The sequence below is a fragment of the Streptomyces sp. NPDC005402 genome (genome assembly GCF_040606575.1).
Taxonomy (GTDB): Bacteria; Actinomycetota; Actinomycetes; order Streptomycetales; family Streptomycetaceae; genus Streptomyces.
This window is the reverse complement of sequence record NZ_JBEXFB010000005.1, coordinates 149,714-168,566: the sequence shown is the minus strand read 5'-3', so window position 1 is coordinate 168,566 and position 18,853 is coordinate 149,714. Positions and strand designations below refer to the sequence as shown.

General features: G+C 69.6%; 14 protein-coding genes and 1 pseudogene. 5 read left to right on the top strand and 10 right to left on the bottom strand.

What is annotated here, in order from left to right; all coding sequences use genetic code 11:
* Positions 1 to 160 precede the first annotated feature (160 nt).
* Positions 161 to 931, bottom strand: coding sequence for an NPP1 family protein (locus ABZT02_RS11470; RefSeq protein WP_356016580.1), 771 nt, complete (start codon positions 929 to 931; stop codon positions 161 to 163).
* 246 nt (positions 932 to 1,177) lie between these two features.
* Between ABZT02_RS11470 and ABZT02_RS11465 the strand changes: the two genes are divergently transcribed.
* The 3 genes from ABZT02_RS11465 (at position 1,178) to ABZT02_RS11455 (ending at position 4,703) form a co-directional block, all read left to right on the top strand.
* On the top strand, positions 1,178 to 2,932 hold the full coding sequence (locus ABZT02_RS11465; protein WP_356016579.1) for an NlpC/P60 family protein: 1,755 nt from the start codon (positions 1,178 to 1,180) through the stop codon (positions 2,930 to 2,932).
* A 176-nt stretch (positions 2,933 to 3,108) separates the two neighbouring features.
* Entirely contained in the window at positions 3,109 to 4,131 is a 1,023-nt protein-coding gene (locus tag ABZT02_RS11460) for a DUF4232 domain-containing protein (RefSeq protein WP_356016577.1), read from the top strand.
* A complete protein-coding gene (locus ABZT02_RS11455) occupies positions 4,128 to 4,703 on the top strand; it encodes a hypothetical protein (protein ID WP_356016575.1) in 576 nt (191 codons plus the stop codon). Before ABZT02_RS11460 ends, ABZT02_RS11455 begins: the two co-directional genes overlap by 4 nt.
* 185 nt (positions 4,704 to 4,888) lie before the next feature.
* Here ABZT02_RS11455 and ABZT02_RS11450 read toward each other — a convergent pair whose 3' ends face one another.
* The 3 genes from ABZT02_RS11450 to ABZT02_RS11440 all read right to left on the bottom strand — a co-directional run bounded on the left by ABZT02_RS11450 (position 4,889) and on the right by ABZT02_RS11440 (position 8,032).
* Positions 4,889 to 5,800, bottom strand: coding sequence for an NAD-dependent protein deacetylase (locus ABZT02_RS11450; protein WP_356016573.1), 912 nt, complete (start codon positions 5,798 to 5,800; stop codon positions 4,889 to 4,891).
* A gap of 114 nt (positions 5,801 to 5,914) precedes the next feature.
* The gene (locus ABZT02_RS11445; protein ID WP_356016572.1) at positions 5,915 to 6,562 is read right to left on the bottom strand and encodes an HAD family hydrolase; all 648 of its coding nucleotides are present in this window, start codon (positions 6,560 to 6,562) and stop codon (positions 5,915 to 5,917) included.
* A gap of 273 nt (positions 6,563 to 6,835) precedes the next feature.
* Entirely contained in the window at positions 6,836 to 8,032 is a 1,197-nt protein-coding gene (locus tag ABZT02_RS11440) for an MFS transporter (protein WP_356016570.1), read from the bottom strand.
* Between the two features lie 225 nt (positions 8,033 to 8,257).
* Here ABZT02_RS11440 and ABZT02_RS11435 point away from each other — a divergent pair.
* A pseudogene (locus ABZT02_RS11435) lies at positions 8,258 to 8,425 on the top strand (esterase family protein); the annotation flags it as partial.
* Positions 8,426 to 8,600: 175 nt separating this feature from the next.
* Here ABZT02_RS11435 and ABZT02_RS11430 read toward each other — a convergent pair.
* From ABZT02_RS11430 to ABZT02_RS11410, 5 genes are read right to left on the bottom strand one after another with little or no spacing between them, the layout of a single operon-like run.
* Positions 8,601 to 11,252, bottom strand: coding sequence for a discoidin domain-containing protein (locus tag ABZT02_RS11430; RefSeq protein ID WP_356016569.1), 2,652 nt, complete (start codon positions 11,250 to 11,252; stop codon positions 8,601 to 8,603).
* Positions 11,249 to 12,991, bottom strand: coding sequence for a DUF2264 domain-containing protein (locus tag ABZT02_RS11425; protein WP_356016567.1), 1,743 nt, complete (start codon positions 12,989 to 12,991; stop codon positions 11,249 to 11,251). The genes ABZT02_RS11430 and ABZT02_RS11425 overlap by 4 nt, the downstream gene beginning before the upstream one ends.
* On the bottom strand, positions 12,991 to 13,857 hold the full coding sequence (locus ABZT02_RS11420) for a carbohydrate ABC transporter permease (RefSeq protein ID WP_356016565.1): 867 nt from the start codon (positions 13,855 to 13,857) through the stop codon (positions 12,991 to 12,993). The genes ABZT02_RS11425 and ABZT02_RS11420 overlap by 1 nt, the downstream gene beginning before the upstream one ends.
* A gap of 8 nt (positions 13,858 to 13,865) precedes the next feature.
* Entirely contained in the window at positions 13,866 to 14,813 is a 948-nt protein-coding gene (locus ABZT02_RS11415) for a sugar ABC transporter permease (protein ID WP_356016563.1), read from the bottom strand.
* The gene (locus ABZT02_RS11410; RefSeq protein WP_356016561.1) at positions 14,810 to 16,111 is read right to left on the bottom strand and encodes an extracellular solute-binding protein; all 1,302 of its coding nucleotides are present in this window, start codon (positions 16,109 to 16,111) and stop codon (positions 14,810 to 14,812) included. Before ABZT02_RS11410 ends, ABZT02_RS11415 begins: the two co-directional genes overlap by 4 nt.
* Positions 16,112 to 16,208: 97 nt before the next feature.
* Here ABZT02_RS11410 and ABZT02_RS11405 point away from each other — a divergent pair, with 97 nt between their 5' ends.
* Entirely contained in the window at positions 16,209 to 17,255 is a 1,047-nt protein-coding gene (locus tag ABZT02_RS11405) for a LacI family DNA-binding transcriptional regulator (RefSeq protein ID WP_356016559.1), read from the top strand.
* 27 nt (positions 17,256 to 17,282) lie between these two features.
* On the opposite strand, the gene ABZT02_RS11400 is transcribed toward ABZT02_RS11405, so the two are convergent.
* A complete protein-coding gene (locus tag ABZT02_RS11400; RefSeq protein WP_356017107.1) occupies positions 17,283 to 18,323 on the bottom strand; it encodes a hypothetical protein in 1,041 nt (346 codons plus the stop codon).
* Positions 18,324 to 18,853: the final 530 nt, after the last annotated feature.

Sequence of the window (18,853 nt, the reverse complement as noted above, 5' to 3'; positions counted from 1 at the left end):
GCGTGCGTCGCGTAAAACGTGTCCCAAGATTCGGTGCCACCGCAGGACGGGGGCCAGACCCGAGTCACTTCGCGTACCGGTGCGCTCGCCGGTGTGAGCCGCCCCGACACGCGGGGCGGCGACCGTCATGCCCCGCCTCGGTGCCGTGCCGGCCCGCGGGTCAGGCGTACGGGTCGAAGGGGATCTCGCCCGGCTTGGCCTTGTTGAGCGTGTCGTTGAACTTGGAGTCCTGGAGCGGGAGGTTGGCGCTGCCCCAGTCGGAGCCGTTCAAGATGGTGCGCAGGTTGGGTGCGAGGTTGTCCCAGGTGAGCAGGTTCTCCTGGTGCCACGCGCCGGTGTCGTTCTCCGCCGTCTCGTTCCACTTGGCGAAGCGGAAGGCGTGGGTGCTGGCGCCGTCCTTGTGGTAGACGGCCATGACCCGCCGGCCACTCATCGGAACGTCGGCGATCGGGTGGGTGCTGAAGCCGCCGTGCCGGGAGGCGGACAGGTACGACGGCGTGTCCGCCCCTTGCTCGACCCACACCACCATGCACTCCCAGTCGTGGCGGTGGCCGATGCCCGGAGAGGCCTTGTCCTTCTCGAAGTAGCTGGCGTAGATGATCCCGCACCAGCCGTTGTTGCACTTGGCTCGCGAGTACGTGTTGGCGTGGCCGAGGTGGTCACCGCGGCACTGGCCGGTGATGGACCCGGTCGGCTTCAGACCGCCGTTGAGGGTTCCGTTCGCGTCGATGGCGGCGGCCGGGTAGCAGGAGTCCGTGTCGTAGTCGTACACCGGCTCGAAGTACTTCTGGAACGTGGTGGCGTTCTCCGGAAGGTTCGGCAGCACGCCCGCGGAGGCGCTGCCCGTCAGGGTGACGGCGAGAGCGGTGCCGCTACCCGTAACGGCGGCGGCTCTGACAAGCCGGAAGGTCCTGCTGACGGTTCGAGGCATGGTGCTCTCCAGGGCGACGTGGTGATCGCGGACATGACATCCGGTGTGTGCGGACAGAGACTGTCAAGCCGAGAGACCGGTGGAAGGGCTTTCCCTCAAACTCACGGCGGCATTTTGCCGAACTGATCGACGGGGCCTGGCCGACGCACCGGTGTCACACCTCACCCCACCGCCGAAGTCGCTTGTCGCAGGCCGAAGTCGGAGTTGACGTGACGTGGCGGTGGGTGGCAACGGATCATCAAGCACATGTCTGACACATCTCGACGAAGACTCCTCGCCGCCTTTGCGGCCTCTGCCGCCGTTCCGCTCACCGGTCTGGCCGTCGCCCCGGCGCGTGCCGCGGTGGCCGCCGACGTGCCCGCCTTCCCGGGGCCGGGTGGCCTGTCCCCGGCCCGTTCGTGGGTGACCATGGCGCCGCTCGGCGCCGCGCACTTCACGCCGGTGGCCCTCACCACCCCCCTCACCGCGACCGTGCTCTCCAGCGCTCCGGCCCGCACCGAGGTCACCTCCGGCGGCAAGCGCGTCGCACTGCTCACGCACGGCGCGCGAACCGTCGTACTGCCCGGCCCGCAGCGGACGTTCGCCGAGAACAAACGGCCGTTCGTCGACGACTTCCAGCGGACGCTGCCGGACCTCGCGCTGGGCGAGGGCGACCGGGTGTACTGGGGTACTTCGCCGGGCGGCGGAAGGTGGATCACATCCGAAACCTTCAAGACCGACTTCTCGGTGGTGCCGGGCGCCGGCATCGTCGACGTCACGACCGCCGGGTACAGCCGGCACGCCAGCCTCTCCGACGACGAGATCACCGACGTCGACGTACGGTGCACCGCCAGGTTCGACAAGGTCCCTACGGGGCAGGCCTGTTCGTTCGCGCTGAGCTTCGGCTACGTCAGCACCCAGAACCACTACCGGGCGCGGCTGTCCTTCCTCACCTCCGGGGCGGTCGAGATGCGGTTGGAGAAGGAGGTCGACAACGCCGTGACCCCGCTGGCAACGGCGCTCACACTGGCCACGGGGGTGCGGGCGGGGGTCGACTGGACGATCCGGGTGCGGCGGGAGGGCGCCCGGATCCAGGCGAAAGCGTGGCAGTCCGCGTCGGTGGAACCGTCTTCGTGGGCCTTCGACATCACCGACTCCACGCCCACGTTGACCAAGGGCCGGGTGGGCCTGCGCGCCTTGGCCAACGAGGGCTGCACCAACCTGCCGGTCCGACTGTCCGTGAGCCGCCTCGAGGTGGACGCCGCGAACTGGGCGGCCCTGCCGACCGTCACCCACGGCGACTGGGTGCGTCTGCTGCCCGAGCCCTTCGACGGCACCTGGACGGCCGAGCTGGAGCAGACGATCCGTGGCTGGGCCGGGTCCACCGTCCCGGACGTCCTCGCGTACGCCGCGATGTTCCTCGGCGGCGCTGCGGCGGTCACGGCCGGCGCCGGACCCGCCCAGGGCAAGCACGTCCTGGGCGAGGCCGGGTACGGCTATCTCGACCCGCACGGCTACCGGCTGGAGGGCGCCGACTTCCACGAGTACATGAAGGTGGGCTGGACCTTCCCGGACGGCACCTACACAGGGCCGTCCAGCAAGCAGGCCGGCAACCTCGACTGCTCGGGCTACACGCGCATGGTCTACGGCTACCACCTGGGCGTGCCCCTGGCCGCCGAGGAGGACACCTCGGGCACGCGGATCCCCCGCAAGTCCCGGCATATCGCCGACTACGCGCCGGGCGTGGTCGTCGACCGCGCCACCGGGACCACCCCGCCCGCCGCAGCCCTGCTCCAGCCCGGCGACCTGGTGCTGTTCAACGCCGACTCCAGCGACGACGGGGTCAGCCTGACGATCGACCACGTCGGCATCTACCTGGGTCTCGACGACGCCGGTCAACGCCGCTTCCTCTCCAGCCGCAAGACGGCCAACGGGCCCACCATGTCCGATCTCGGCGGCGCGTCCCTCCTCGACGGCGCGGGGACGTACGCCAGGTCACTGCACACCGTGCGCCGTATCTGAACCAGGTCAGCAGCCACGACGTCCACGAGGAACCGGTGGGTGTGGATACCGGAACAGGGCAAAGAAGGCACCTGCTGAAGGCACCACGCCCGCCAAGGTGATCTGTGACACCGCTGTGACCGGAGGTGTGGGTTCCGCCACAGCCCAAGCGGGGGTCTTGCTGGTGGGGTGGGCGGATGCCGACCGCCTCCCGCACCGCTCCCGCCGTCCTCCTCGCCGCCCTGCTGCTCGCCGCCTGTGGCTCCCAGAGCGCCTCGTCCGGCGGGGATGACGACGGCGGCCCGGTCCGAGCCGAGGCGCTGTGCCCGTCGGACTTCTCCCGGTACGGCAGCCCCTCGTCCTCGGAGCCGTCCGTTCGTCCCTCCGGCACTCCGACCGCGCTGCCCCTGCCCTCCGTGGACGGTGCCGGCGTGACGGAGGACGGCGTCAAGATCACCGCGCTGTACGCCTGGGGCCCGCAGAGCGGCTGCGCGGGAGTTGACTACAGCGCGGACTTCGAGGTCACCAACCAGCAGACGGAGAGCGCCACTTACACGCTGACCATCGGCTTCCTCTCGGACTCCGGAGGCGCGGTCGACAACGTGAAGCAGACCGTCGAGGCGGTCGGGCCGGGACGGACCGTCAAGGGCACCGCCGTCATGGGGGAGACGCTCGGGAACCCACCCGAGGTGACGGGGGTGGAGGTGATCAAGGTGCGGAGCGTCCCCGAAGCCGAGGCATCGTCCGCCTCGGGAACGTGCCCGAAGTCGGGCATGCACGTGTACGCCGACGAGGGGGACGCGGCGATGGGGCTGCGCGTCGTCGGCCTGCACCTGGTCAACTGCGGCACCCGGCCCCTTCACCTCGACGGCTACCCGGGACTCACGATCCAGGATGAGGACCACCACGCCGTGGACGGCGTGCACATCCTTCAGGGGACCGATCAGATCAGTACCGGTCTCGGTGGGGACGGTGGCCCCCAACCGGTCGTCCTGCGTCCTGGTGAGGCTGCGGTGGCCGGACTGGCCTGGCGTAACACCACCCAGGCCGGCGAAGCGGTGAACGCGCCGTACGTCCGCGTCCGGGCCAAGCCCGCAGCCGATCCCGTGATGGTTGTGCCGGAACTCGACCTCGGGACGACCGGAAAACTCGGCGTCGGTCCGTGGCGGAAGGACGAGACACACCGGGATGCCGCTGCCACCGCCCCCGCGCGTCCGTGATCGCGCTCCTCGCCCTGATCACGTGCGCGTTTGCCGTGTACCTGCTCGTGCAGCCGCGTATCGCGTCCGGGATCAAGGTCGTTCTCCTCACTGCGCCACCGGTGGCCGGAGTCGTCTGGCTCCTGGACGAGGTGTTCGAGAGGCCGTTGACCGCCGGAGCCGTGTCCGCGGTGTTCGCGGTCGTACTGCTCGCGCTGATCGGGCTCCTCGGCCATCCCCGCCTGCCGACCTGGACGAAAGTGATCGTGTTCGGCACGGTTCCGGTGGCCGCGCTGGCCTGGCTGCTGATCGTCACGGCGGACGACACGCTCAAGGACCCGGGCGAGGACCTGTGCTCCATGTACTACGGAGGCGTCGGCAGCTCGAAGGCGTTTCCCCCACAGGCGTACTGCCGCTACGAGGACGGCAGCACCCACGACCTCGCGACCGGCACCCAGTTAGTGTTCTGGGTCTGCTTCACCGTCAGTCTGGCGCTGCTGTCGATCGGCCTGTGGCAGGTCGTACGGGATCCGAAGACGCTCGTGCGGCAGTTCCGTTCCGACCTGAGGCAGGCCACGCGAAGGAACCCTTGAGCTCACCGGCCGGGGGGTTCGCGCCGCTCGGTGAGGAGGTCCCAGCGCCGGGATGCGAAGCCGGTGGCCGGCAACCTCGGGAGACTCGGCTACCACATCGGCGTACGGCCGTCGGTGGGCACGTGGGTGACCCCCAGCCGGTCACGCGCGTGGACTCGTCCGGCGTGGTGGGCGCACAGCCGTTGTCACGACGTTGGCCGGGGTGTCCGCTCCGCGTCGACGGAAAGGTCCAGTCGGCCCGCGACGGACGACAAGGCGGTTCCCAGCGGGAGGTTGATGCGGGTGTGGGCGAACTGGTCACCGCGGGTGGGGTCCCGGTTGATGATGAGGACCCGCTTGTCGGCCTCGGCCGCTTGGCGGACGAATCTCAGTCCGGACATCACCGTGAGCGAGGAACCCAGAACCAGTACGGATCTCGCCTCACGGACCAACTGACGGCAGTGCTCGATCCGTTGCGCGGGCACCGATTCGCCAAAGAACACCACATCGGGCTTGAGGATGCCGCCGCAGTCTTCGCACGGCAGGACGCGGAAGCCGGCGACCTGTTCGTCGGAGAGGTCGGCGTCACCGTCGGGGTTGATCTTTGCGCCCGTGGGCTCGAACCCCGCATTTGCCTCTTCCAGCCGTACGGCGAGATCGCGGCGTGAGGTGACGGCGCCGCAGGCCAGGCATCGGACTCTGGCCAGGCTGCCGTGCAGTTCCACGACCTCTTCGGTGCCGGCTGCCTGATGCAGGCCGTCGACGTTCTGGGTGATCACACCCGAGAGCAGACCGTGCCGAGCGAACGCGGTGACGGCCTGGTGACCGGCGTTGGGACGGGCGCGGCCGAACGTACGCCACCCGAGATGGCTGCGTGCCCAGTACCTTCGCCGTGCCTCCAGGGCCGCGGTGAAGTCCTGATACGTTATCGGCGTATGCCTGCTCAGGCTTCCGCCCTCGCCTCGGTAGGCGGGGATGCCCGACTCCGTGGAGATACCCGCCCCGCTGATCACCAGTACGCCGCCGGCGCTCAGCGCGTCGGTCACCGGTTGGAGATCGGTGGTGCCCGGTGGCAGGCCCGGGGGAGGGGTCCAGTGCAGTGTCGGACGCGTGCGCATGTGAGCCAGGGTACGAAACCAGGGCCGCTTCGTCCCTCGGGTTGATCGGCGGAGTTCCCTTGCCCCTGATCGGCGGGCAGTGGGGTGCGGCTACGCAGGAAGGCAGCCCCCGAACTATGCCGATCCCTCGTCGAGCAGGTAGCCGATGGCGGCCACGACGTCATCGACCGTGTGGTGCGGCGTCACCAGTCCGGCGGGCCAGGGGCGGCCGGTGACCCAGATGGTGCGCAACCCCGCGTCGTGGCCGCCGACGATGTCGGTCTCGGGATTGTCGCCGGTCATCCAGTCGCCCGGGCTGAGCTGCGTACCGCATCGTGCGGCGGCGAGTTCGAACAGGCGCGGGTCGGGTTTGCGTATGTCGACGTCGCCCGAGGCCGCCATCCCGTCGATCAAATCGGCCAGGCCGGTGGCGTGGATCTTGGCCCGCTGGATGTCGCTGGCGCCGTTCGTGGCGACGCCGATGCTCCAGCCCGCCTCCTTGAGACGCTCCAGGCTGCTGAGGACGGCAGGACGGCAGTGCACTGAGGACGACATACGGTCGATGTAGACGCGCCACAGATGGTCGGCGCTCTCGGCGACGGGGAAGGTGGCACGCAACCGGTCGAAGTCACCGCGCTCGGCTTGGTCGGCGAGCTCGGTCAGCAGCCACTGTTCGATCTCCGGGCCGTAGCCGTGGTCGTTGCTCAGGCTGGTGATGGCCTCGGCGAAAGCGCCGCTGCGGTCGACCAAGGTGCCGTCCAGATCGAAGATCGCGAGTTTCACGATGTTGGACCCTACTTGCCGCGGCGGGCGACCGGTATGGGCCCGTCCCGCTCCGGCCCGTCCCGCTCCGGGCCGTCGCGCGGTCGGGCGTGGCAACGTACGGCAAACCCGCACCACCCACGACCGCACGGCCATCGATCCCTGACCACTCCGACGTGGGCCGCGGCTGTGTCGGAGGCGAGGGCGGGCGAGGACCGGAGAATCACCTCTGTCTTGGAATCTCGGCACCGCCTTGGGGGCTGCGCGGCCCGGTCTCGCGGCGCCGGGGCTCTGTCAGGCGCCCTGTGTCGCAGCGGCCCGGTCGCGGGTGTCGGCGGCGGGGGCGATCACGATGGCGGAGGCGACGAACACGAGAACCGCGAGCATCGCCGTACGCAGCCCGTAGTGGTCGCCCAGGAAGCCGAGGGCCGGCGGCCCGACGAGGAAGGCGACGTAGCCGATGATGGCGACCAGGGAGACGCGCGCAGTCTGGTCGGGGCCCGAGTCGCCGGCCGCCGACAGGGCCACCGGGAAGCCGAGCGAAGCCCCGAGGCCCCAGAAGAGAACGGAGGTCGCCGCGACGGCCACGTTGTCGGAGAAGATCACGAGGACGAGTCCCAGGGCCCCGGAGACGGCGCTCGCTCGCAGGACGGCCGCGCGTCCGAAACGGACGAGGAAGAACGTGCCGCAGAAGCGCCCCAGCGTCATCGCGGCGGCGAACCCGACGTAGACGAGCGAACCGGCCGTGGCGTCCAGACCGTGGCCGTCCACCATGAGCAGCGGCAGCCAGTCGTTGGCCGCTCCTTCGGCCAGGGCCATGGCCAGCACGATGGCACCGATGAGGAGCAGCTTTCGGTCCTTCCAGACCGGCGGCCCCGAGAGCGGGGCGGAGTCGGACGTGTCACGTCGCGTGCTGAGGCCGACGCCCGTCCGAAGCGCACGTGAGGCGTAAATCAGCATCCCTGTGGCGACGAGCGTGATCACGGCGAGATGCCAGTGGACGGGGATCTCCGCGGCCGTGGCGGTCATGCCGGCCACCCCGCCGACCACCGTGCCCAGGCTGAAACAGCCGTGCAGTGTGGGCAGCACCGGTGCGTCGGTGATGCGCTCGACGTCGGCGCCGTCCACGTTGACCGCCACCTCGCCCGAGCCCATACCCGCGCCGAACAGGAAGAGCCCCGCCGTGACCAGGGGAGCCGACGCAACGGCGCTGCCGACGCCGATGACGATCGTGGCCGAGATGATCAGGGCGGTACCGAGCACGATCACGGGCCGGGTACCGAGGCGCTCCACGAGGCGGCCGGAACCCAGGATGCCGATCATCGATCCAACGGAGAGGCCGAACAGGATCAGCCCCATCTCCGCCGTCGACACGCCGAGTTGGTCCCGCACGTCCGGAGTGCGCGTGACCCAGGAGGACATGGCGATACCCGGGAGGAAGAAGAAGAGGTACAGGGCCTGGCGGCGCCGACGCACGGCGGGGTCTGTCAAGAGGAGGCTCCGCGAGGCTCAGAAGAAATGGGGCGGGCCGGCCACGAGTCCCGCATCCAGCAGTTATGTATAAATCTACATAACTGGTCGGCGCGGGAGAAGAGGAGGGGGAGCACTCAGATCTCCGGTGGTCACAGCTGCCCCAACCACCCCGGCGGTCGGACGTGTTCTCGACCGGACCCTCCATGTCATCGCTGAGCACGGAAGTCATGCGCCTACGACGATCTCGAAGCGCTGCTCAACCAGATGAACCACGCGCTCGCCGACCGTCTGAAGGCCACTGGAGGACACCTCACCACCGACTTCTACGGACCCGGCACCCACGATTGGCCGTACTGGGAGCGCGAGCTGCACCGGTCTTTGCCGCTGCTGCTCCATGCCTTGCACTCGTGAGGGGGTGGAGGGCACCACGAGGTCGTTGACGCGCCCGAGCCGCTGGACTGCTTGGTCGGTGGCCGAGGCCGTCGTAGCCCGGGACCAGGCTTGGTTCGGCCCCACGCCCCCGGTTCGCTTGCCGCAGTCGGACACGACGCGGTCAGTCACCGGGGGCGCCGGTTCACCGGCCGGGTCACGGTCTGATGGTCAGCCAGTCCAGATCGGCCACGGGGCTGTTGCCCTTCGCCACGAGATAGAGGTCGTGTGATCCGGTGACCGTGTGCTTGAGGCTCACGGACCGCTCCTGCCAGTCGCCGGTGCCGTTCAGGGGCATAGTGGCCGCCACGCGACCGTCCGGCTTGTCCAGGCGCAGCTGAAGTGAGCAGCCGCGTACGCAGGACGGGGCGACGCGCACCGTGAGGTTTCTGCCGCTGACGTTCGCCGCGCGGAAGCCCACCCGGTCCCCGCCCCCGAGGGAGATCGCCGCGGTGCCGCGGACCGTTCCCCGAACCTCGGTGGCCTGTTCCGCCTGGAGTGTCGAGGCGGCGTCGGGACCGTCGCCGTACAGCCGGATGTCGTTGACGACCCAGGGGGCGGGCCCGCTCGCGGTGAGCGTGATGCGCAGGTAGCGGGCGGTGGTCCGGCGGGGGAGGGCCGCGTCCTGGGTGAAGGAGCGGCCGTGGACCTCGGCGAGCGGTTCGCCCCAGTGCGTGCCGTCACGGCTGACGGAGACGGTGAAGCCGTACGGCTGGCCGCTGGTGTCGCGGCCCGCGTCGAGGGTGAGCCGGTCGAAGGTCTTGCTCTCGCCGAGGTCGACGGTCAGGAACTGTCCGGCCGCCTGCGGGGCGCTGCCCGTCCAGCGGGTGTTGATGTCACCGTCGACGGTGGTGGAGGCGTTGCTGCCGTCGCTCGAGGTGGCGGTCCAACTCCCGTGCCGCACCCGCTGCTGGCAGCCGGGCAGATCGCAGCCGGTCGACCAGAGGGGTGCGCCGTACTCGTACGCGCCCTGGTCGGGAGCCGTGCCCAGGACGTCGGTGGTGACGCCGTCCACCACTTCGCCCGCGTCGATGGCGGGCGAACCCGGCGTCAGCCACAGCTCACCGTTGACGGCGTCGGTGTAACCGGGCGTGTTGCTGATGAGGTTGGAGCGGACGACCGGCAGCGGATTGCCGGTCTGCGTCGCGGTGACGGGCTTGGGTCCGATGATGTTGCTGAAGTAGGAGCCGGACGCGTCGGTGGCGCCGCCCAGCGCGGTCGAGGCGACGTTGATGCCCATGCCGTAGCTGGAGTTGTGGTCCTCGTTGGCGATGCTGGGGCCGGTGTGGCCGTTGAAGTAGACGCCCCGACTGCCGGTGTTCCAGGCGACGTTGTGGTGCAGGCGGAAGTGGCCGGAGTAGTTGTCGACGTAGTAGCCGTTCTGGCCGTCGGCGTCGTGGGCGGTGTTGTGGTCGATGGAGGTGCCGGAGCCGTTGAGGCTGCAGCAGACGTAGAAGGGTGAGCCGTCGCGGGAGGTGCGCATCGCCTCGGAGATGTCGTTGTAGGCGATGCGGTTGTCGTGGAACTCGGTGCCGTTGAGCTGCCAGGCGGTGTCGATGGCGGCCCGTCCGGTGCGCCGGACCGTGTTGTGGGTGACGGTGTGGCCGTTGCCGTTGATCTCGATGCCCGGGGTGTAGCTGCCCATCCAGCCGACGTCGTGGATGTAGTTGTCGGTGACGGTGTTTCCGGTGCCGCGGACCAGTACCCCGTCGCCGGCCGACTGCTCGATCTCGCTGTTCTTCAGAGTGTTGTCGGTGCCGAGGATCTGCACGCCCGAGTCGAGGATGCGGGAGGCGACGATGTTGCCCTCGAACGGCTCGACTGCGAGATCGCTGTCCGGTGGCATGGGCAGCGTGGAGAACTCGGATATGTACCGGGCGTGCAGTCCGTCGACCACAACTCCTGTACTCGGCTTGCCTGTTCGCAGGGAGGTTCCCCACAGGTCCAGGCCACGCACGGTGACGTACGAGCTGGCAGTGAGGTCGACGCCCCACAGCCGGTGCTTGGCGGTCACCGTGTGTCCGGCGATGCCGTCCTTCGGGGGGACCATGTAGAGACGGTGCGCGGCCTTGTCGTAGTACCACTCCCCGGGCTGGTCGAGGGTGGCCTTCGAACCGACGAGGTAGTAGTTGCGGTAGGTCTGGTTGCCCATGCACAGGGGCGGGCAGCGGTAGTTGCCGCCCTTGAAGTCCAGCGCGCCGGATGCGGCTGCGGTGACCGTACCGGTCTGCTGGGCCCAGGGGTTGGAGCCCGCCCACACGTGCACGGTCGCACCTGTCCAGTCGGCGTCGGGCAGGTCGCTGTCGTCGATGTGCTGGTCGGTGGAGGTGGTGTCGGCCTCGGCCCAGGTGGCGTTCAGCGGATCGGCGCCGGAGTTGGGCCAACGGCCTTCCGCCGCACGGGTGTTGTCCAGGAACACCGCGTTGAAGTCCGGGTCGGGCGGCAGGTCAGTGTCAGCGGCGATCAGTCCGCCGCCGGCGTCCTTCCAGCCGGTGACGCGGTCGGTTCCGTCGACGGTCACCGGCCCGTCGCCGTAGGCGGCGATCGTGATGGGCGCGCTCTGGGTGCCGGAGGGCGGGGTGAGCTGTTCGCGGTAGGTGCCGTGGTGGATCAGGCAGGTGTCGCCTGGGCGGACGCGTTCGAGGCAGGCGCCGATGGTGCGCAGCGGGCTTGTCGGTGAGCCGGGTGCCTGGTCTCTGCCCTGGGGGGCCACGTGGTACGTGTGGCCGGAGGGTGCCGCCTGCGCCTGGACCGGGAAGGTCAGCAGCGCGGTCACGGCGCCCAGTACGGACAGGTGTCTGAGTCTCATGTCCGGTCTCCAGTCGTCGGATGTGCGGTGGTCGGGGGTTTCCGCCAGGCCGTCTCGGCTTCGGCCCCGCCGGGAGCACCGAGTACGGCACATCGCAACCAGTGCTCGCCGGGCGGGAGTTGGCCGATGAGCATGGGCAGGGCGGTGCGTCGCGCAAGGACGTTTGTGCCGGGGAGGCAGTCGATGACCTCGCCGTCGCGTCGGCCGTCGAGGTCGTGCAGTGCGGTGAGTCCTGCCGGGGCCGACACCTTCGCGTACGCCGGTCCGGTCTCGCGGTCCGTGTCCGCGTCCCGGTCGACGGCGAAGCCGCCCTCGGCGGTGTGCAGGGCGCGGGCGCTGCGGATGCGGTGGGTGCGCGTGTGCCAGGGCGCTGCGGCCGTCAGCCAGGTGGTGATCTCCACATCGGGCCAGGGGTGCCAGGTGCTGAGGACCGTGTCGGCGGTGACGTAGTGCGCGGCCGGCTCCTCACGGACCCGGTAGTGCGCCCCGCCGTCGTCGCTCAGCGCCAACATGGAGTCGTGGGCGCCCTGATCGAGTCCGAGGGTGCCGTTGGGCAGGCTGAAGCCGAAGCGGGTCGAGTAGGCGAACTTGGCGTACTTCTCGGCTCCGTGGCGCACCCACGAGTGGTGCTGGCGGCTGGCGAGCAGGGTGACGTCGCCGGACGCCCGCATGAGTACGGCCCCGGCGTGTGGCTGGGCGCTGACGGTGGGCAGTGCGGGAGCCGGCTCTTCCTTCGCGGTCCAGAACGCGTGTTGCGCCGCCAGTGCGAGCGGCAGATACGCCTTGAGCGACCAGTAGGGCGAGCCGGGCGCGTTGTACTGCTCGGCCAGCGCCGGCTGCGGATAGCCGTACCCGATGGACAGCAGCCCGTCGGGCCCGGTCACCGGCCGCCCCTGCCACCAGCGCAGATGCCGCAGCAGATAGCCCTTGACCTCGCCCCACGGCAGTACGTCGACGCCCGCGAAGGGCAGCGCGCCCCAGAAGGCGGCCTGCGCCCAGCGGTAGGTCAGGCTGCGGCCGTAGGGGACGGCGGCCCCGTCGTCGGCGAACCAGTGCCGGAAGTCACCGGCGAACCGTGCCGCCCGTTCCTTGAAGCGGTCGCCACCGGTGAGCGTGTCGTGGAGCAGGCCGTAGAAGTGCATGGCCCACGGGACGTAGTAGTCGCGTCGTTCGGTGGGTCCGTCCGCGTACCAGCCGTCGCCGAGCCAGAAGGTCTCCAGACGGTCGAGGCGCGAGGTGATCAGCGAGCGGTCGTAGGGCACGCCGACTCGGTCGAGGCCGAGGCCGACCAGGACCGGGAAGAAGAGCCAGTTGTTGTCGGAGGTCTCCCGGGGCAGCGCGCTGAGCAGCCAGCGTGCGAGCCGGTCGCGTTCGGGGCCGCTCAGCGGGTCCCACCACTGCTGGGGGGCGAGGGCCAGCGCGAAGCCGATGGCGGCCATCTCGACGATGCGCTGGTCACGGTCGGCCGGCTCGCCCCAGTACTCGGGGTGCGCGGGATCGCTGCCGTGGGCGAGCCCTTCGACCCACAACTCGGCGTGTGGGACGTCCTGTCCGCCCGCCGCGAGGGGCGCGAGTCCCCACAACGGCCGGGCGAACGCCTCCAGTTCGGCCGCCTTGTCGTCGTGGATCGCGGTGTTCACGCCGAGCCGTACGCGTGCCCGGCCCACGCTGAAGCGGGATGTGACGGGCACGACCAATTCCCTTACTGCTGTGCCGAGTTCGATACGTGGATCGTTCATCAGCCCTTCTCCGCTCCGGCCAGCAGCCCGGTGCGCAGGAAGCGCTGGGCGAGGACGAATCCGATCAGCAGCGGCGCGCAGGCCACGAGCCCGGCAAGGGCCGCCTCCGGCTGGTGGATGTCGAGGTCGGCGAAGCCGCTGGAGTTGTTGACGGCGCCGGTGGACTGCAGCAGGGACATCAGGCCGAGTTGGAGGGTGAAGGTGCGGTCGTCCGAGAGCATCACGAAGGGCAGGAAGAAGTCGGTCCAGCAGCGGACGAAGCCGAAGAACGCGATCAGGGCGACGGCGGGGCGGGCCAGCGGCAGGGCGACCGACCAGAACAGCCGCAGTTCACTCGCCCCGTCGACGCGTCCGGCGTCCAGCAGGCTGTCTGGAAGGTTCGCCTGGAAGTGCAGGAAGGCCAGGTAGACGCCGAAGGGGTAGAAGGACAGGGGAAGGATCACCGACCAGACCGTTCCGGTGAGGTTGATCGCCGACATCTCCAGGTAGAGCGGCAGCACCAGCGCCGCCGGGGGCAGGATCATCGTCACGATGGACAGGGTGAGCAGCGTCCGGCGGCCGGCGAAGTCGTGTTTGGCGAGCGCGTAGCCCGCGGGCACGCACAGCAGCAGAGAGAGGGCCACACTGGCCGCCGCGTAGAGAATCGAGTTGCCGATCCACAGGGTGATCTCACCGTCGTTGTATGACGTCAGGTGCGTCCAGGCGTCGCCCACGTTGCCCAGCGAGCCGAAGCCGAGCGGTGAACCGGTGGTCAGGTCGTCGGCGGTGCGGGTGGGGGCCAACAGCAGCCACAGCAGGGGCAGTCCGAAGAAGACGGCAGCGCCGAGCAGGAACAGGGCGCGGGCGCCACGCGAGAGAGCGGTCATCGCCTCATTCACCGGGAATCGGGGGAGTGGGTGGCGTACATGCGCGTACGGGTGATCACGATCCACGCGGCCAGCACTCCTACGGCGAGCATGGCCAGCGACAGCGCGGCGGCCTTGCCGAAGTCGCCGTCCTGGGTGGCGTAGACGTAGGCGAGCTGGTTGACGGACCAGGTGGGGCTGATCTGACCGGGAGCGCTGGTGGACAGCACGGTGGGCTCGACGAACACCTGACTGCCGGAGGCGAAACTGGAGATCAGCACGAAGGCGACGTACGTACGCACCATCGGCAGCTTGACGTGCCACATGGTTCGCCAGGCGGAGGCGCCGTCGACCTGCGCGGCCTCCAGGACGTCCTTGGGAAGGGCGTTGAGCGCCCCGTACAGGACCACGATCCAGCCGCCGGCGTGCACCGCGACGCCCATCACGGTGAGGACGGCGATGAGGTTGCCGCCGGACAGCGCGTCCGTGGCGCTCTCGATGTCCATGAGTTCGAGCAGCGGGGAGAACGGGCTGCTGTCCGGGCTGACCATGAACAGCCACAGCAGGGCGGCGGCCGAGCCGGTGACCGCGCCTGGCAGGTAGTAGACGAGTTGGAGTGTGCTCGTCGTGCGGCCGGGGCGGGCGTGCAGGGTGAAGGCGAGGGACAGCACCGTCAGCAGCAGGATCGGCAGCCACAGCAGCAGATACGTCGTCACGTGCGCGGCCGCGTCGCCGAGCCGGTAGTCGTGGAAGACGGCCGCCCAGTCGCGTCCGCCGGAGAAGGAGCCGTTGTCGACGAAGGAGGTCCACAGGGCGTATCCGGCGGGCGCGAGCCCGAAGAGCACGAGGAACACGGTGTAAGGGCCGACAAGAATCCAGACGGCGGTGGTACGGGCGGGACGGCGCCTTCGCCGGGACGGCACCGGGGTCGCGGCGGCGGCGACCGCGGGCGGGCGGGATGTCGCGAGCGTCTTCATCCGAGCGTGTACCCGCTGGTCTTGGCCGCCGCCTCCAGCTTGTCCTGCCAACTCCCCAGAGAACTGCGGAGGTTGTTGCCGGAGTCGACGGCCTTGACGACTGTGTCGTTGAAGCTGCTCTGCCAGTCGGCCTCGAAACGGACCGCGCCGAAACCGGGTCGCAGCGCGTTCGCCGCCGCGGTGAGGGCGGGCATCGGGTCCGAGGCGTAGTACGGGTCCTTCGACTTGGCCTCGCCCCACTTCTGCGCGGCTGCCGTGAAGGCGGGGTAAGTGGGCTGTTTTGCCTGGAGGTTCACGTCGGTGGTCATCCAGCGCACCAGGTCCGCGGCCTGCTTCGTACGGCCACCGGCGTGCGAGGAGACGAGGAAGGCACCGCCGCCGACCTGTCCGGCGTATGGCTTGCTCTCGCCGGGCCAGGTGGGCATGGGGGCGGCGGCGATCCGGCCGCTCGGCACCTTGAACGCGGGCGCGAACATGAAGTCGCCGAACCAGGCCGGGGCGGGCAGCATCAGGATCTTGTCGCCCTTGCCGAACTTCGCGAAGCCCGGGTCGATGGGCACGACGGTGGTGACGGCCTTCTTGCGGGCGAGCGGCTGGAGCAGATCGGCGACCCGGGTGCACTCCGGCCGGCCGAGGTCGATGTGGACTTCGGTCAGGCTGAGCGTGTCCCGGGTGGGGCAGCCGCTGCTTCCGAAGTAAATGCCGGCGCCGTACTTGCCGTTGACGGCTCCGACGATCGTGCCGGGGTGTTCGGCGGCTGCCTTCAGGCCGGTCTGCCGGTACTCGGCCCAGGTCTTGGGGACCTGGTAGCCGTAGCGCGCCATCAGTTTCGCGTCGTACCAAAGGACGGTGGGGGCGATGTCGTTGCGCAGGCAGTACGTCTTGCCGCCGAAGGTGCAGGTGTCGAGGGAGCCGGGGGAGAAACCGTCGCGGACGGTCTTGGGGACCAGGTCGTCGAGCGGGGCCGCGTAACCGAACTTCTCGCTCGCGAGCGTCGCGGTCTCGGCAGGATTGGCCAGGAAGACGACGTCGGGCCAGCCCCTCTTGGTGCGGTTGGCGAGCGAGACCTTGGTGGGCACGTAGCCGGCGTCGGGCGGGATGGTGACGATGCGCATCTTCACGTCCGGGTGGGCCTTCTTGTACTGCTGGGCCGCGGGCATACGGGTGTTGTCCACCCAGACCAGTAACTCGCCCTTCCCGCCGCCCGAGCGGGCGCCGTCACCGCCGCCGGTACCTCCGCAGCCGGACAGCACCAGAGCCACGGCCGCGGCCAGGGGAGCGACGCGCCATCTCTTCATGTAGACCACCAATTCGCCGAGGAGCCGTGCTCCGGAAACAAGAATTGCGATATCTTTCGCAAAACTCGATCGCCCGGCAACGTAGGAGATTCATCCGATGACGTCAACGGTTCGGACAGGATCCAGCGACGGCAGGAGACGCACGCTGGCCCAAATCGCCGATCGTGCAGGCGTTTCGGTGTCCACCGTCTCCAAGGTGCTGCACGACAGATCCGATGTATCGGCGGAGACTCGGGCCAAGGTGCAGCGGCTCCTGGAGCAGCACGGCTACCTGGCGAAACACCATCCGGCGGCCACCGCGGCCCCGCCCGGAGGGCTGATCGACTTCGTCATCAACGAACTGGACAGCCCCTGGGCGGTCGAACTCATCCGGGGCGCGGAAGACGTCCTGCACGACGCGGGCATGGGCCTGGTGGTCTCCTCCACGCACGGCCGGACCAGACGCGCCCGTCAGTGGCTGGACTCCCTCGCCACCCGTTCCACACGCGGAGCGATTCTCGTGGTGCCCGAACTGACGCCCGGGCAGCACGAGGAGCTGAGACGGCTCGGCATCCCCTACGCGCTGGTGATGCCGATCGACGAACCCGCGCCCGGCACCCCGTGGGTGGGCGCGACCAACTGGCCCGGCGGACTGGCGGCGACCCGGCACCTCATCGAGCTCGGCCACGAGCGCATCGCGATCATCAGCGGCCCGGAACGCCGGCTCACCTCCCGGGCGCGGGTCGACGGCTACCGCTCCGCCCTGGCGGAGGCGGGACTGCCCTTCGACCCCGAGCTGGTGCGCTACGGCGACTTCACCCACGGCCTCGCACACCAACACGCCCTGGAACTCCTGGCGTTGCCCGACCGTCCTACGGCGATCTTCGCCGGCTCCGACCACCAGGCGCTGGGCACCTACCGGGCCGCCGCCGAACTGGGTCTGCGCATTCCGGCCGACGTCAGCGTGGTCGGCTTCGACGACCTGCCCTTCGCGGACTGGGTGACTCCACGCCTGACGACGATCCGCACCCCTCTTGCCGACATGACCGCACTCGCGGCCCGGATGGTGCTGCGGCTGCTGTCCGGGGAACAGCCGGAGACGACGCGGGTGGAGGTGGCGACGGAACTGGTGGTGAGGGAGAGCAGCGGACGCCGGGGCCGGTGACTTCGCACTTCTCGCTCAGGAAAGCAGTCACGCGTTCCATAGACGGACCACGCCGTCAGCAAGCTGCAAGAACTGCTGAGCGCCTGGGTGGTGGTGGGTGGGGAAGAAACCGGGAACGGCCCCCAGGAGCTTCCCCTCGGCCGGATCCCATAGCGACAGACCGGTGTTGCCGCCGCTGAACAGACGGGAGCCGTCACTGAAGAACGGTGCGGTCGGTCCCTCGAACGCAAGGAGTTCTACGGCCGTTCCGCGCTGACCCGTATCGAGGATCCGTGCCCCGGGCCGCATCCGCTCGTCGTCGTCGCCGATCCCCTCCACGGCGATCCTGGCGGAGTCGATCCAGGTCATGGCGTGGTCCCAGTAGTACGCCCGGCCGCACACATCGACCCGGCTCGGACCATCCTCGGACTCCCAGACGTTGCTCTCGACCCATTGGTCCAGGTCCCACACCGAGGGGAGGCCGATCGGATGCCATATCCATCCGTCGTCCAGGATCCGCCTGCCATCCGGGCTCACATACAGGGCGCCGTGGAAGTAGTCGAGGTGATGCTCCGGCAAGACGTCCTTGTCTGCGTCTGCAGGCACGGCGAAGGACCGTTCCGTCAGCAGCGATCCTGTTTGCGCGTCCGACACATCCAGCCGGTTCCAGTCCGTTCGGTGGATCACGACGTCACGCCCGAGGTGCTGGCCGAACGCCATTGAGAACGGCACGGTGTTCTCGTGATAGCCCTGGTTGTCCAAGGTCAGCGTGATCTCGCCGGTCCGCAGGTCGATCACCTCACCGAACCGGCCGTAGTCGTTGACCACCGATGCGAACAGGCCGTCGTAGGAGGCGTGCAGGCGCCTGCGCAGCGGGTGATCGTTCCATGGTTCGTGCTCGGATTCTTCCGCGACGGTTGTGGTGCCGACAGCCTCGTGATGACCGGTTGCCACGTCCCACCGGCTGATCGTTCCGTCCTCGCCCAGCGCCAGCCACGCCGGCTGACGGCGATCGCGAACCGGCGCCAGATCGGCGACCGTTCCCAAGCTCAGTGGCACTGACAACTCACGGGCACCGCTACCGATCATCACTGCCCCCCGCACCCCCGAAACCGGACCGACAGCCTATCTGGGGGCGGAAGTCGGGGGTTGTCGTGGCAAGTCAAATTGTGGTGGCCTCAGGGGGGTGCCGGGCGGTGCCAGGTGGTTCGGATCAGGCTCGCCTGACCCGGGGCGGGGACAGCGGGCCGCCCAGGAGGTCGGTGCCGGTGCCCTCGGCTTGCGTCGGCTCCTGGCGGAGCGCGCGCTGACCTGTTGGAGCTGTGGCAGTGCCGCTACCGCCCCGGCGACGAAGCGCGACGGGGCTGGTTCGAGGGCGCCCCCGGTCTGCGGCGACCGCGTTCCGGCCCTGCTCGTCGAGGCCGGTGTGCGCGCCGGAGACAGGGCGGCGCCGATGAACCCCCGGCCCGGCTGTCGGAGCGCGCCCCGTTCGCCGGCACTCCCGGGGCGCTGGGCGCTGGGCGCCCTCGCCCTCGCCCTCGCCCTCGCCCTCGCCCTCGCCCTCGCCCTCGCCCTCGCCCTCGCCCTCGCCCTCGCCCTCGCCCTCGCCCTCGCCCACG

What these genes read in the sequence shown, in the direction of transcription:
- ABZT02_RS11470 (WP_356016580.1), bottom strand. Translation starts at nt 931, where the DNA reads ATGCCTCGAACCGTCAGCAGGACCTTCCGGCTTGTCAGAGCCGCCGCC.
- ABZT02_RS11465 (WP_356016579.1), top strand. Translation starts at nt 1,178, where the DNA reads ATGTCTGACACATCTCGACGAAGACTCCTCGCCGCCTTTGCGGCCTCT.
- ABZT02_RS11460 (WP_356016577.1), top strand. Translation starts at nt 3,109, where the DNA reads ATGCCGACCGCCTCCCGCACCGCTCCCGCCGTCCTCCTCGCCGCCCTG.
- ABZT02_RS11450 (WP_356016573.1), bottom strand. Translation starts at nt 5,800, where the DNA reads ATGCGCACGCGTCCGACACTGCACTGGACCCCTCCCCCGGGCCTGCCA.
- ABZT02_RS11430 (WP_356016569.1), bottom strand. Translation starts at nt 11,252, where the DNA reads ATGAGACTCAGACACCTGTCCGTACTGGGCGCCGTGACCGCGCTGCTG.
- ABZT02_RS11425 (WP_356016567.1), bottom strand. Translation starts at nt 12,991, where the DNA reads ATGAACGATCCACGTATCGAACTCGGCACAGCAGTAAGGGAATTGGTC.
- ABZT02_RS11420 (WP_356016565.1), bottom strand. Translation starts at nt 13,857, where the DNA reads ATGACCGCTCTCTCGCGTGGCGCCCGCGCCCTGTTCCTGCTCGGCGCT.
- ABZT02_RS11415 (WP_356016563.1), bottom strand. Translation starts at nt 14,813, where the DNA reads ATGAAGACGCTCGCGACATCCCGCCCGCCCGCGGTCGCCGCCGCCGCG.
- ABZT02_RS11410 (WP_356016561.1), bottom strand. Translation starts at nt 16,111, where the DNA reads ATGAAGAGATGGCGCGTCGCTCCCCTGGCCGCGGCCGTGGCTCTGGTG.
- ABZT02_RS11405 (WP_356016559.1), top strand. Translation starts at nt 16,209, where the DNA reads ATGACGTCAACGGTTCGGACAGGATCCAGCGACGGCAGGAGACGCACG.
- ABZT02_RS11400 (WP_356017107.1), bottom strand. Translation starts at nt 18,323, where the DNA reads ATGATCGGTAGCGGTGCCCGTGAGTTGTCAGTGCCACTGAGCTTGGGA.